This is a genomic window from Klebsiella variicola (assembly GCF_000828055.2).
In the GTDB taxonomy this organism is placed as follows: domain Bacteria; phylum Pseudomonadota; class Gammaproteobacteria; order Enterobacterales; family Enterobacteriaceae; genus Klebsiella; species Klebsiella variicola.
In genome coordinates this window covers 4584573-4597398 of record NZ_CP010523.2, presented here as the reverse complement: position 1 = coordinate 4597398, position 12826 = coordinate 4584573, and the positions used below count along the sequence as shown (strand labels likewise).

The 12826-nt window shown below is 58.3% G+C and carries 11 protein-coding genes; all 11 read left to right on the top strand.

Annotated elements, in window-relative coordinates; genetic code table 11:
• Nucleotides 1-22 precede the first annotated feature (22 nt).
• The 11 genes from cra (at nucleotide 23) to murG (ending at nucleotide 12779) form a co-directional block, all read left to right on the top strand.
• Entirely contained in the window at nucleotides 23-1027 is a 1005-nt protein-coding gene (gene cra / locus SP68_RS21540; RefSeq protein WP_004145952.1) for a catabolite repressor/activator, read from the top strand.
• A gap of 640 nt (nucleotides 1028-1667) precedes the next feature.
• Nucleotides 1668-2126 carry a division/cell wall cluster transcriptional repressor MraZ gene (gene mraZ / locus SP68_RS21535; protein WP_012542858.1) on the top strand — a complete coding sequence of 153 codons (459 nt, stop codon included), beginning with the start codon at nucleotides 1668-1670 and terminating at the stop codon, nucleotides 2124-2126.
• Nucleotides 2127-2128: 2 nt separating this feature from the next.
• Nucleotides 2129-3070, top strand: coding sequence for a 16S rRNA (cytosine(1402)-N(4))-methyltransferase RsmH (gene rsmH / locus SP68_RS21530; protein WP_008807438.1), 942 nt, complete (start codon nucleotides 2129-2131; stop codon nucleotides 3068-3070).
• On the top strand, nucleotides 3067-3432 hold the full coding sequence (gene ftsL / locus SP68_RS21525) for a cell division protein FtsL (RefSeq protein WP_002888550.1): 366 nt from the start codon (nucleotides 3067-3069) through the stop codon (nucleotides 3430-3432). The genes rsmH and ftsL overlap by 4 nt, the downstream gene beginning before the upstream one ends.
• A 15-nt stretch (nucleotides 3433-3447) precedes the next feature.
• Nucleotides 3448-5214, top strand: coding sequence for a peptidoglycan glycosyltransferase FtsI (locus SP68_RS21520; protein ID WP_008807437.1), 1767 nt, complete (start codon nucleotides 3448-3450; stop codon nucleotides 5212-5214).
• A complete protein-coding gene (murE, locus tag SP68_RS21515; RefSeq protein WP_032732509.1) occupies nucleotides 5201-6688 on the top strand; it encodes a UDP-N-acetylmuramoyl-L-alanyl-D-glutamate--2,6-diaminopimelate ligase in 1488 nt (495 codons plus the stop codon). Before SP68_RS21520 ends, murE begins: the two co-directional genes overlap by 14 nt.
• Complete coding sequence (gene murF, locus SP68_RS21510) at nucleotides 6685-8043, top strand: UDP-N-acetylmuramoyl-tripeptide--D-alanyl-D-alanine ligase (RefSeq protein WP_012968939.1); 1359 nt, start codon at nucleotides 6685-6687, stop codon at nucleotides 8041-8043. The genes murE and murF overlap by 4 nt, the downstream gene beginning before the upstream one ends.
• Nucleotides 8037-9119, top strand: coding sequence for a phospho-N-acetylmuramoyl-pentapeptide-transferase (gene mraY / locus SP68_RS21505; RefSeq protein ID WP_008807434.1), 1083 nt, complete (start codon nucleotides 8037-8039; stop codon nucleotides 9117-9119). Before murF ends, mraY begins: the two co-directional genes overlap by 7 nt.
• A gap of 2 nt (nucleotides 9120-9121) precedes the next feature.
• Complete coding sequence (gene murD / locus SP68_RS21500) at nucleotides 9122-10438, top strand: UDP-N-acetylmuramoyl-L-alanine--D-glutamate ligase (protein WP_008807433.1); 1317 nt, start codon at nucleotides 9122-9124, stop codon at nucleotides 10436-10438.
• Nucleotides 10438-11712, top strand: a complete 1275-nt coding sequence (gene ftsW / locus SP68_RS21495) for a cell division protein FtsW (RefSeq protein WP_004204337.1) — start codon at nucleotides 10438-10440, stop codon at nucleotides 11710-11712. Before murD ends, ftsW begins: the two co-directional genes overlap by 1 nt.
• Nucleotides 11709-12779 carry an undecaprenyldiphospho-muramoylpentapeptide beta-N-acetylglucosaminyltransferase gene (gene murG / locus SP68_RS21490; protein WP_008807432.1) on the top strand — a complete coding sequence of 357 codons (1071 nt, stop codon included), beginning with the start codon at nucleotides 11709-11711 and terminating at the stop codon, nucleotides 12777-12779. Before ftsW ends, murG begins: the two co-directional genes overlap by 4 nt.
• Nucleotides 12780-12826: the final 47 nt, after the last annotated feature.

Here is a 12826-nt window from a genome sequence, read left to right as displayed (position 1 = left end):
ACTTCTTACCCAAGGGGCAATTGTGAAACTGGATGAAATCGCCCGGCTGGCCGGTGTTTCAAGAACCACCGCGAGCTATGTGATTAATGGCAAAGCGAAGCAGTACCGCGTAAGCGATAAAACGGTCGAAAAGGTGATGGCTGTGGTGCGAGAGCATAACTATCATCCGAATGCGGTCGCCGCTGGCCTGCGTGCAGGACGCACACGATCTATCGGTCTGGTGATCCCGGATCTCGAAAATACCAGCTATACCCGCATTGCAAATTATCTCGAACGTCAGGCGCGTCAGCGCGGCTATCAGCTGCTGATTGCCTGTTCGGAGGATCAACCCGATAACGAGATGCGCTGCATTGAGCATCTGCTGCAGCGCCAGGTTGACGCTATCATTGTCTCCACTTCGCTGCCGCCGGAGCACCCTTTCTATCAACGCTGGGCTAACGATCCATTTCCGATTGTCGCGCTTGACCGCGCCCTTGACCGCGAGCATTTCACCAGTGTGGTCGGCGCTGATCAGGATGACGCTGAAATGCTCGCTGCCGAGCTGCGGACCTTCCCTGGCGAAACGGTACTTTATCTCGGCGCGCTGCCGGAACTGTCGGTGAGCTTCCTGCGCGAGCAGGGCTTCCGCAAAGCCTGGCAGGACGATCCGCGCGAGGTGCATTATCTCTATGCCAACAGCTATGAGCGCGAAGCGGCGGCTCAGCTGTTTGAGAAATGGCTTGAAACCCATCCGATGCCTCAGGCGCTGTTTACTACCTCTTTCCCGTTGCTGCAGGGCGTGATGGATGTGACGCTGCGCCGTGAGGGCAAACTGCCCTCCGAGCTGGCGATCGCCACCTTCGGCGATAATGAGCTGCTCGATTTTCTGCAGTGCCCGGTGCTGGCGGTGGCTCAGCGCCATCGCGATGTCGCTGAGCGGGTGCTGGAGATCGTCCTCGCCAGCCTCGATGAACCGCGCAAGCCAAAGCCGGGCCTGAGCCGTATTCGCCGTAATCTCTATCGTCGTGGTAGCCTGAATCGCCGCTAAGCGCGCAATATCGCCAGAGCCCAGGAATATTCCTGGCGGGCCTGCCGGAAAGCAGGCCTTTGGCGATTAATCAGGCAATTGACGTCCAAAATGCAAAACTGAATATATTTCAGACAAATCCCTAAACTTCTTTACGTGTTATTTTGTTTAATTCGCTGGCAATCGTTTTGTTACTCAAAACGGGACACAAAAAATGATTGCGCAGGCTTTAATTGTATTATTTTGTTACATTCACCAGGTTAATTGCTGAATTAACACTCATTTTGTACGCCCCAGCCTTTCTCTTCTGCCCTATCCCGCGTCTGGTCCGCCCCTCAGCCAGCAACAGGTACTGTTAACGACCGGCATAATGGCCTAAAATGCCGCTCGCGTCGCAAACTGACACTTTATATTTTCCCGCCGAAGATATTTTGTTGTTTATAACTGTTACGAGTTTGTTGGTTATTTTCTTACACGTATTCATAACGTTAATTTGCCTCGCCTGTTGATGATTTTTTCATCAGGGCTAATGTCGGCTGTAAATAATGGGTTTTTGAGCTCTGTTGGCATCCGTGCTGGCTTGACAAGCTTTTCCTCCGCTCCGTAAACTCCTTCTGGTGGGAATTTGTGGGATAAAGTGGCGAAAAGGGGTGAGGCTGGCATGTTCCGTGGAGCAACGTTGGTCAATCTCGACAGCAAAGGCCGCCTGGCCGTGCCAACGCGCTATCGCGATGGGCTGATCGAGGACGCTGCCGGTCAATTGGTATGCACCATTGACATTCATCACCCGTGCCTGCTGCTTTATCCATTGCCTGAATGGGAAATCATCGAGCAGAAATTGTCGCGTTTATCGAGCATGAATCCCGTTGAGCGGCGCGTACAGCGTTTGCTTCTGGGTCATGCCAGCGAATGTCAGATGGATAATGCCGGACGATTGCTCATCGCGCCGGTGTTACGGCAGCATGCCGGGCTGACAAAAGAAGTGATGCTGGTCGGGCAGTTTAATAAGTTTGAACTGTGGGATGAAACGACCTGGTATCAACGGGTCAAGGAAGATATCGACGCTGAGCAGTCCGCGACCGGTGAACTGTCGGAGCGCCTGCAGGATTTGTCCTTATAAAAATGATGGAAAATTATAAACATACTACGGTACTTCTGGATGAAGCCGTCAACGGCCTCAATATTCGTCCAGACGGTATCTATATTGATGGTACTTTTGGCCGCGGTGGTCACTCGCGCCTGATCCTCTCCCGGCTGGGAGCGGAAGGACGCTTGCTGGCAATCGATCGCGATCCACAGGCGATTGCCGTCGCGAAAACCATCGATGATCCCCGCTTTTCCATCGTACATGGTCCTTTTTCACAGCTCGCTGACTACGTCGACGAGCGTAATCTTACCGGTAAGATCGACGGCATTCTGCTCGATCTCGGCGTCTCTTCCCCGCAGCTTGACGATGCGGAACGCGGCTTTTCCTTTATGCGCGACGGGCCGCTGGACATGCGCATGGATCCGACGCGCGGTCAGTCCGCGGCCGAGTGGCTGCAGACGGCAGAAGAAGCCGATATCGCCTGGGTGATTAAAACCTTCGGCGAAGAGCGTTTCGGTAAACGTATCGCCCGCGCGATCGTCGAACGTAACCGTATTGAACCGATGACCCGCACCAAAGAGCTGGCGGAGGTCATTGCTGCGGCGATGCCGGTAAAAGATAAGCATAAACATCCCGCGACCCGTACCTTCCAGGCGGTGCGCATATGGGTAAACAGTGAACTGGAGGAGATAGAGCAGGCGCTAAAAAGCTCGCTCAGCGTGCTGGCCCCGGGTGGGCGGCTATCGATCATTAGTTTTCATTCGCTGGAAGATCGCATTGTGAAGCGCTTTATGCGTGAACAAAGCCGCGGTCCGCAGGTTCCGGCGGGAATACCGATGACCGAAGCGCAGCTCAAAAAACTGGGCGGCCGTGAGTTACGAGCACTAGGCAAGTTGATGCCGGGCGAAGAAGAGGTGGCAGAGAATCCACGTGCCCGTAGTTCAGTGCTGCGTATTGCAGAGAGGACGAACGCATGATCGGCAGAGTGACAGAGGCCTTAAGCAAGGTTAAAGGGTCGATTGGAAGCAACGAGCGCCATGCTTTGCCTGGCGTGATCGGGGACGACCTTCTGCGGTTTGGGAAACTGCCACTCTGCCTGTTCATTTGCATCATTATTACGGCGATTACCGTGGTCACCACCGCGCACCATACGCGCCTGCTGACCGCGCAGCGTGAACAACTGGTTCTGGAACGCGACGCCCTGGATATCGAGTGGCGCAACCTGATCCTCGAAGAGAACGCGCTCGGCGATCACAGTCGGGTTGAGCGGATCGCGACCGAGAAGTTGCAGATGCAACACGTCGATCCATCACAAGAAAATATCGTTGTACAGAAATAAGGATTATTGCGACGGATGAAAGCAGCGCCAAAAACGCCAAAAGCAAAGCGTCAGGAAGAACAGGCCAACTTTATCAGTTGGCGTTTTGCGTTGCTGTGCGGCTGTATTCTGCTGGCGCTGACTTTCCTGCTGGGTCGTGTCGCCTGGCTCCAGGTGGTCAGCCCCGACATGCTGGTGCGTCAGGGCGATATGCGCTCGCTGCGCGTCCAGGAAGTGTCTACCGCGCGCGGGATGATTACCGACCGCTCCGGGCGGCCGCTGGCGGTCAGCGTACCGGTGAAGGCTATCTGGGCCGATCCGAAGGAGCTGCATGATGCTGGCGGGGTCACCCTGGATACGCGCTGGAAGGCGCTGGCGGACGCCCTCAATATGCCGCTGGATCAGCTGGCAACGCGCATCAATACCAATCCGCGGATGCGTTTTATCTATCTGGCGCGTCAGGTAAACCCTGACATGGCCGACTACATCAAAAAGCTAAAGCTGCCGGGCATTCATCTGCGTGAAGAGTCCCGTCGTTATTACCCTTCCGGAGAAGTGACTGCTCACCTCATTGGCTTTACCAACGTCGACAGCCAGGGGATTGAAGGGGTCGAAAAAAGCTTTGATAAATGGCTTACCGGCCAGCCGGGCGAGCGTATCGTGCGTAAAGACCGCTATGGCCGGGTCATTGAAGATATCTCTTCTACCGACAGCCAGGCGGCGCACAACCTGGCGCTGAGCATCGACGAACGTCTGCAGGCGCTGGTCTATCGCGAGCTGAACAACGCCGTGGCCTTTAACAAAGCCGAGTCGGGCAGCGCCGTGTTAGTGGACGTTAACACCGGGGAAGTGCTGGCGATGGCCAACAGCCCCTCCTATAACCCGAACAACTTCGCCGGTACGGCGAAAGACACCATGCGTAACCGCGCTATCACCGACGTATTCGAACCGGGTTCGACGGTGAAACCGATGGTGGTGATGACGGCGCTGCAACGCGGTATCGTCAACGAAAATACCGTGCTGAATACCATTCCCTATCGAATTAACGGCCACGAAATCAAAGACGTGGCGCGTTATAGCGAATTGACCCTGACCGGGGTGCTACAGAAGTCGAGTAACGTCGGTGTTTCTAAGCTGGCGTTAGCGATGCCGTCCTCAGCGTTAGTAGATACTTACTCACGTTTTGGGCTTGGAAAGGCGACCAATTTGGGGTTGGTCGGAGAACGCAGTGGCTTATATCCTCAAAAACAACGGTGGTCTGACATAGAGAGGGCCACCTTTTCTTTCGGCTACGGGCTAATGGTAACCCCGTTACAGTTAGCGCGAGTCTACGCAACGATTGGCAGCTATGGCATCTATCGCCCGCTGTCAATTACCAAGGTTGATCCACCGGTTCCGGGCGAGCGCGTCTTCCCGGAATCACTCGTTCGTACCGTCGTTCATATGATGGAAAGCGTGGCGCTGCCCGGCGGCGGCGGCGTGAAAGCGGCGATCAAAGGCTATCGCATCGCGATTAAAACCGGTACGGCGAAAAAAGTGGGGCCGGATGGCCGCTATATCAACAAATATATTGCTTACACCGCAGGCGTTGCGCCCGCCAGCCATCCGCGCTTCGCGCTGGTGGTGGTGATCAACGACCCGCAGGCAGGTAAATACTACGGTGGCGCCGTTTCCGCGCCGGTCTTCGGTGCCATCATGGGCGGCGTATTGCGCACCATGAACATCGAGCCGGATGCGCTGGCAACGGGCGAAAAAAGTGAATTTGTAATTAATCAAGGCGAGGGAACAGGTGGCAGATCGTAATTTGCGCGACCTACTCGCTCCGTGGGTGCCAAACGCACCGGAGCGCATTCTGCGAGAGATGACGCTGGACAGCCGGGTGGCTGCTTCCGGCGATCTCTTTATCGCGGTACAGGGTCATCAGGCGGACGGGCGTCGTTATATCCCGCAGGCGATAGCGCAAGGTGTGGCTGCCATTATTGCTGAAGCGCAGGGCGAGGCTGAAGACGGTGAGATCCGTGAAATGCACGGCGTGCCGGTTATTTACCTGAGCCAGCTTAACGAACGCTTATCGGCGCTGGCCGGGCGTTTTTATCATCAGCCGTCGCAGCAGCTGCGTCTGGTGGGCGTCACCGGTACTAACGGTAAAACGACCACCACTCAACTGCTGGCGCAGTGGGCGAAGCTGCTCGGCGAAACCAGCGCAGTGATGGGGACCGTTGGCAACGGCCTGCTGGATAAGGTCGTGCCGACCGAAAATACCACCGGTTCTGCGGTAGACGTTCAGCATGTGCTCTCCTGTCTGGTCGGGCAGGGGGCAACCTTCGGCGCGATGGAAGTCTCTTCCCACGGTCTGGTGCAACACCGCGTGGCGGCGCTGCAGTTTGCCGCCTCGGTGTTTACCAATCTGAGCCGCGACCACCTCGACTACCATGGCGACATGGAGCACTACGAAGCGGCGAAATGGCTGCTGTACTCGACCCACCATTGCGGCCAGGCCATCGTCAACGCTGACGATGAAGTGGGGCGTCGCTGGCTGGCGAAGCTGCCGGATGCGGTGGCGGTGTCGATGGAAGATCATATCAATCCGAACTGCCACGGCCGCTGGCTGAAGGCCACCGCGGTCAACTATCACGACAGCGGCGCGACCATTCAGTTTGACTCCAGCTGGGGCAACGGTGAAATCGAAAGCCGCCTGATGGGCGCCTTTAACGTCAGCAACCTGCTGCTGGCGCTGGCGACGCTGCTGGCGCTGGGCTATCCGCTGGCCGATCTGCTGAAAACCGCAGCGCGTTTACAGCCGGTATGTGGCCGTATGGAAGTGTTCAGCGCGCCCGGTAAACCAGCCGTGGTGGTGGATTATGCCCATACGCCTGACGCGCTGGAAAAAGCGCTGCAGGCCGCGCGCCTGCACTGCAGCGGTAAGCTGTGGTGCGTTTTCGGCTGCGGCGGCGACCGTGATAAAGGCAAGCGTCCGCTGATGGGCGCTATCGCTGAAGAATTTGCCGACATCGTGGTGGTCACTGATGACAACCCGCGTACTGAAGAGCCGCGGGCGATTATCAACGATATTCTGGCCGGCATGCTCGATGCGGGTCATGCGAAGGTGATGGAAGGCCGCGCGGAAGCGGTCACCAACGCCGTGATGCAGGCGAAAGAGAATGACGTGGTGCTGGTGGCGGGTAAAGGCCATGAAGATTACCAGATCGTCGGCAATCGCCGTCTGGATTATTCCGACCGCGTCACCGTCGCGCGTCTGCTGGGAGCGGTAGCATGATTCGCTTTACGTTAAGCCAGCTCGCCGCGATCGCCCATGGCGAACGGCAGGGTAGCGACATCGCTATCGACGAGGTGACCTCCGATACCCGTAAAGTGACGGCGGGCTGCCTGTTTGTGGCGCTGAAAGGCGAGCGTTTCGACGCTCATGATTTTGCCGAACAGGCGAAAGCAGCTGGCGCCGGCGCGCTGCTGGTGAGCCGTCCGCTGGCCTGCGATCTCCCGCAGGTGATCGTGAAAGATACCCGCCAGGCTTTCGGCGAGTTAGCCGCCTGGGTGCGTCAGCAGGTACCGACACGCGTCGTCGCCCTGACCGGCTCGTCCGGTAAAACCTCGGTCAAAGAGATGACCGCGGCGATCCTTAGCCAGTGCGGCAACACACTGTATACCGCTGGCAACCTGAACAACGATATCGGTGTACCGATGACGCTGCTGCGCCTGACTAAAGAGCATCAGTACGCGGTGATCGAACTCGGCGCCAACCACCAGGGCGAAATCGCCTGGACCGTCAGCCTGACGCGTCCGGAAGCCGCGCTGGTCAACAACCTTGCTGCGGCGCACCTCGAAGGTTTCGGCTCGCTGGCGGGCGTGGCGAAGGCGAAGGGCGAAATCTATACCGGTCTGCCGGAAAACGGCATCGCCATTCTCAATGCCGATAACAACGACTGGCTGAACTGGCAGGCGGTGATTGGCGATCGCAAAGTGTGGCGCTTCTCACCGAATGCGGCCAACAGCGACTTCACGGCGACCAACGTGCAGATCACCAGCCACGGTACCGAATTTACGCTGCAGACCCCAACCGGCAACGTTGACGTCCTGCTGCCGCTGCCGGGACGCCATAACATCGCTAACGCGCTGGCGGCGACCTCGCTGGCGATGGCGGTAGGCGCCGATCTGGCGGCGGTAAAAGCCGGTCTGGCGCAGCTGAAGGCCGTTCCGGGGCGTCTGTTCCCGATCCGGCTGACGGAGAGCCAGCTGCTGCTGGATGACTCCTACAACGCCAACGTTGGTTCGATGACCGCGGCAGTGCAGGTACTGTCAGAGATGCCCGGCTTCCGGGCGATGGTGGTCGGCGATATGGCGGAGCTTGGCGCGGAAAGCGCGGCCTGCCATCGCGAAGTCGGCGAGGCAGCGAAAGCGGCGGGGCTGGATTGCGTCCTCAGCGTCGGCACCTTGAGCGCGGATATCAGCCGCGCCAGCGGCGTGGGCGAACATTTTAATGATAAAGCCGCAGTAGTGGCTCGCCTGCGCGAGCTGCTGGCGGAGCACAAGATAATGACCATTTTAGTGAAGGGTTCACGTAGTGCCGCCATGGAAGAGGTAGTACGCGCATTACAGGAGACTGGGACATGTTAGTATGGCTGGCCGAACATTTGGTCAAATATTATTCCGGCTTTAACGTCTTTTCTTATCTGACGTTTCGCGCCATCGTCAGCCTGCTGACCGCGCTGTTCATCTCGTTGTGGATGGGCCCGCGCATGATCGCCCGTCTGCAAAAACTCTCCTTCGGCCAGGTCGTACGTAACGACGGTCCAGAGTCCCATTTCAGCAAACGCGGCACGCCGACCATGGGGGGGATCATGATCCTCACTGCGATCACCGTCTCCGTTCTGCTGTGGGCTTACCCCTCCAACCCGTACGTCTGGTGCGTACTGACGGTATTAATCGGCTACGGGATCATCGGCTTTGTTGATGATTACCGTAAAGTCGTGCGCAAAGATACCAAAGGCCTGATCGCTCGCTGGAAGTATTTCTGGATGTCGGTGATCGCGCTGGGCGTGGCGTTCGCGCTCTATCTGGCCGGGAAAGACACCCCGGCGACCGAGCTGGTGGTGCCATTCTTTAAAGACGTGATGCCGCAGCTGGGCCTGCTCTATATCCTGCTGGCTTACTTCGTTATCGTCGGTACCGGCAATGCGGTCAACCTGACCGATGGCCTCGACGGCCTGGCGATTATGCCGACCGTCTTCGTCGCTGCCGGCTTTGCGCTGGTGGCATGGGCTACCGGCAACATGAACTTCGCCAACTACCTGCACATTCCTTATCTGCGCCATGCTGGCGAGCTGGTGATCGTCTGTACGGCGATTGTCGGCGCGGGTCTGGGCTTCCTGTGGTTTAACACCTATCCGGCGCAGGTCTTTATGGGCGACGTCGGTTCGCTGGCGCTCGGTGGCGCGCTTGGCATTATCGCCGTGCTGCTGCGTCAGGAATTCCTGCTGGTGATTATGGGCGGCGTTTTCGTCGTGGAGACTCTGTCGGTGATCCTGCAGGTTGGCTCCTTTAAGCTGCGCGGTCAGCGCATCTTCCGTATGGCGCCGATTCACCATCACTATGAACTGAAGGGCTGGCCGGAGCCGCGCGTTATCGTGCGCTTCTGGATTATTTCGCTGATGCTGGTGCTGATTGGCCTGGCGACGCTGAAGGTACGTTAATCATGGCAGATTATCAGGGTAAAAAAGTCGTCATTATTGGGCTGGGTATGACCGGCCTGTCATGCGTGGACTTTTTCATGGCGCGCGGCGTGACGCCGCGCGTGATGGACACCCGCGTCGCGCCTCCGGGGCTGGATAAATTACCCGAATCGGTCGAATGCCATGTCGGTGGACTCAATGATACCTGGCTGCTGGCGGCGGATCTGATTGTCGCCAGTCCCGGCATCGCGCTGGCCCATCCTTCACTGAGCGCGGCAGCCGATGCAGGCGTAGAGATCGTTGGTGATATCGAACTGTTCTGCCGCGAGGCGCAGGCGCCGATTATCGCCATTACCGGCTCTAACGGCAAAAGCACTGTCACTACTCTGGTGGGCGAGATGGCGAAAGCGGCCGGGGTTAACGTCGGCGTGGGCGGTAATATCGGCCTGCCGGCGCTGATGCTGCTGGACACCGATCGTGAGCTGTATGTGCTGGAGCTCTCCAGCTTCCAGCTGGAAACGACTTCCAGCCTGCAGGCGGTGGCGGCAACCATCCTCAACGTGACTGAGGACCATATGGACCGCTACCCGCTGGGGCTGCAGCAGTATCGCGCGGCGAAGCTGCGGATTTACGAGAATGCAAAAACCTGCGTGGTGAACGCGGACGATGCGCTCACGATGCCGGTACGCGGGGCGGACGATCGCTGCATCAGCTTTGGTGTCGATGTCGGTGACTACCACCTTAACCGTCAGCAGGGCGAAACCTGGCTGCGCGTTAAAGGTGAGAAAGTCCTCAATGTGAAAGAGATGCCTCTCACCGGTCAGCATAACTACAGCAACGCCCTGGCGGCACTGGCGCTGGCCGATGCCGCGGGCCTGCCGCGGGCCAGTAGCCTCAAGGCATTAACCACCTTCACTGGTCTGGCCCATCGCTTTCAGCTGGTGCTGGATCACAACGGCGTACGCTGGATTAACGACTCGAAGGCAACCAACGTCGGCAGCACCGAGGCGGCGCTGAACGGCCTGCAGCTGGATGGCACGCTGTATCTGCTGCTGGGCGGCGACGGCAAGTCCGCTGATTTCACCCCGCTGAAGCGCTACCTCGGCGGCGATCGTATCCGTCTGTACTGCTTTGGTCGCGACGGCGCCGAGCTCGCCGAGCTGCGTCCTGACGTGGCGGTACAAACTGAAACCATGGAACAGGCGATGCGTCAGATAGCGCCCCTGGTGAAAGCGGGCGACATGGTTCTCCTGTCGCCGGCGTGCGCCAGCCTGGATCAGTTTAAGAATTTTGAACAACGGGGCGATATGTTTGCCCGTCTGGCGAAGGAGTTAGGTTGATGCGTTTCTCTCTCCCACGCCTGAGAATGCCGCAGCTGAGCTTGCCTCGGTTGAGACTGCCGCGACTGCCGGGGATGTTTATCTTCGCCTGGCTGTTCGCCGCGCTAAAAGGCTGGGTGATGGGCTCGCGCCCGAAAGATAACGACAGTCTGGTGATGTATGACCGGATGCTGCTATGGCTGACCTTCGGCCTGGCGGCGATCGGCTTTATCATGGTGACCTCGGCGTCGATGCCGGTGGGGCAGCGCCTGGCGAACGATCCTTTCCTCTTTGCCAAGCGTGATGGCCTGTACATTGTGCTGGCCTTTGTCCTCGCGCTGGTGACGCTGCGCCTGCCGATGGATTTCTGGCAGCGCCACAGTACCGCGATGCTGATTGCCTCAATTGTGATGCTGCTGATCGTACTGGTGGTGGGCAGCTCGGTAAACGGCGCATCGCGCTGGATCGCCCTTGGCCCGCTGCGTATTCAGCCGGCGGAGTTCACCAAGCTGTCGCTGTTCTGCTATATCGCCAACTATCTGGTGCGTAAAGCGGATGAAGTGCGTAACAACCTGCGCGGGTTCTTAAAACCGATGGGCGTGATTTTCGTGCTGGCGATCCTGCTGCTGGCGCAGCCTGACCTCGGTACCGTGGTGGTGCTGTTCGTCACCACGCTGGCGATGCTCTTCCTTGCCGGCGCGAAGCTGTGGCAGTTCATCGCCATTATCGGCATGGGTATCTCGGCGGTGGTCCTGCTGATCCTCGCCGAACCGTACCGTATTCGCCGCGTGACCTCCTTCTGGAACCCATGGGAAGACCCGTTCGGCAGTGGTTACCAGCTGACCCAGTCGCTGATGGCCTTTGGCCGCGGCGAGATGTGGGGGCAGGGCCTCGGCAACTCAGTGCAAAAACTGGAGTATTTGCCGGAAGCGCACACTGACTTTATCTTCGCCATTATCGGCGAAGAACTCGGTTATATCGGTGTGGTACTGGCGCTTTTAATGGTATTCTTCGTCGCTTTCCGCGCCATGTCGATTGGCCGTAAAGCGCTGGAGATCGATCATCGCTTCTCCGGCTTCCTCGCCTGTGCGATTGGTATCTGGTTTAGCTTCCAGGCGTTAGTTAACGTCGGGGCGGCGGCGGGGATGCTGCCGACGAAAGGTCTGACGCTGCCGCTGATCAGTTATGGTGGTTCCAGTCTGCTGATTATGTCGACGGCCATCATGTTGTTGTTGCGAATAGATTATGAAACGCGTCTGGAAAAAGCCCAGGCGTTTACACGGGGTGTTCGATGAGCGGTCAGGAAAAGCGGTTGATGGTGATGGCGGGCGGTACCGGCGGGCATGTGTTCCCGGGGCTGGCGGTCGCGCACCATTTAATGGACCAGGGCTGGCAGGTTCGCTGGCTGGGTACCGCCGATCGTATGGAAGCGGATTTAGTGCCGAAAAACGGCATCGAGATTGATTTTATCCGTATCTCTGGCCTGCGTGGTAAAGGGATAAAAGCGCAACTGTTGGCGCCGGTGCGTATCTTCAACGCCTGGCGTCAGGCGCGAGCGATCATGAAGCGTTTCCAGCCGGATGTGGTGCTGGGCATGGGCGGCTATGTCTCCGGGCCTGGCGGTCTGGCGGCGTGGTCGTTGGGGATCCCGGTGGTCCTCCACGAACAAAACGGTATTGCCGGTCTGACTAACAAATGGCTGGCGAAGATTGCGAAGAAAGTGATGCAGGCGTTTCCCGGCGCGTTCCCGCATGCGGACGTGGTCGGGAACCCGGTGCGTACCGATGTACTGGCGCTGCCGCTGCCGGGTCAGCGTCTGGTGGGGCGTCATGGACCGATTCGCGTGCTGGTGGTCGGTGGCTCTCAGGGCGCGCGCGTCCTGAACCAGACTATGCCGCAGGTGGCGGCGAAGCTCGGTGATGCGGTGACCATCTGGCATCAGAGCGGCAAAGGCGGTCAGCAAACCGTGCAACAGGCCTATGCCGCTGCGGGGCAGCCGCAGCATAAAGTGACGGAATTTATTGATGACATGGCCGCGGCCTATGCCTGGGCTGATGTCGTGGTTTGCCGTTCCGGCGCGCTGACGGTCAGCGAAATCGCGGCTGCAGGTTTACCGGCGCTGTTTGTACCCTTCCAGCACAAAGATCGTCAGCAGTACTGGAATGCGCTGCCGCTGGAGAAAGCCGGCGCGGCGAAAATTCTTGAACAGCCTGAGTTCACGGTAGAGGCGGTTGCCTCTACCCTGGCGAGCTGGGATCGGGAAACGTTGCTGGATATGGCGGAACGAGCGCGTGGCGCTTCGATTCCGGACGCTACCGAGCGAGTAGCAGAAGAGGTCAGCGCCGTAGCTTTGGCGCGCTAATTGCGGTGATTTTCACCGCCCGAATGACAGAAGTTGATGGCGTAAAG

Bases quoted from the DNA above. Each gene is read 5' to 3' on its own strand.
- murF (WP_012968939.1), top strand. From the start codon at position 6,685: ATGATTCGCTTTACGTTAAGCCAGCTCGCCGCGATCGCCCATGGCGAA.
- murG (WP_008807432.1), top strand. From the start codon at position 11,709: ATGAGCGGTCAGGAAAAGCGGTTGATGGTGATGGCGGGCGGTACCGGC.
- ftsW (WP_004204337.1), top strand. From the start codon at position 10,438: ATGCGTTTCTCTCTCCCACGCCTGAGAATGCCGCAGCTGAGCTTGCCT.
- rsmH (WP_008807438.1), top strand. From the start codon at position 2,129: ATGATGGAAAATTATAAACATACTACGGTACTTCTGGATGAAGCCGTC.
- murD (WP_008807433.1), top strand. From the start codon at position 9,122: ATGGCAGATTATCAGGGTAAAAAAGTCGTCATTATTGGGCTGGGTATG.
- SP68_RS21520 (WP_008807437.1), top strand. From the start codon at position 3,448: ATGAAAGCAGCGCCAAAAACGCCAAAAGCAAAGCGTCAGGAAGAACAG.
- mraY (WP_008807434.1), top strand. From the start codon at position 8,037: ATGTTAGTATGGCTGGCCGAACATTTGGTCAAATATTATTCCGGCTTT.
- mraZ (WP_012542858.1), top strand. From the start codon at position 1,668: ATGTTCCGTGGAGCAACGTTGGTCAATCTCGACAGCAAAGGCCGCCTG.
- ftsL (WP_002888550.1), top strand. From the start codon at position 3,067: ATGATCGGCAGAGTGACAGAGGCCTTAAGCAAGGTTAAAGGGTCGATT.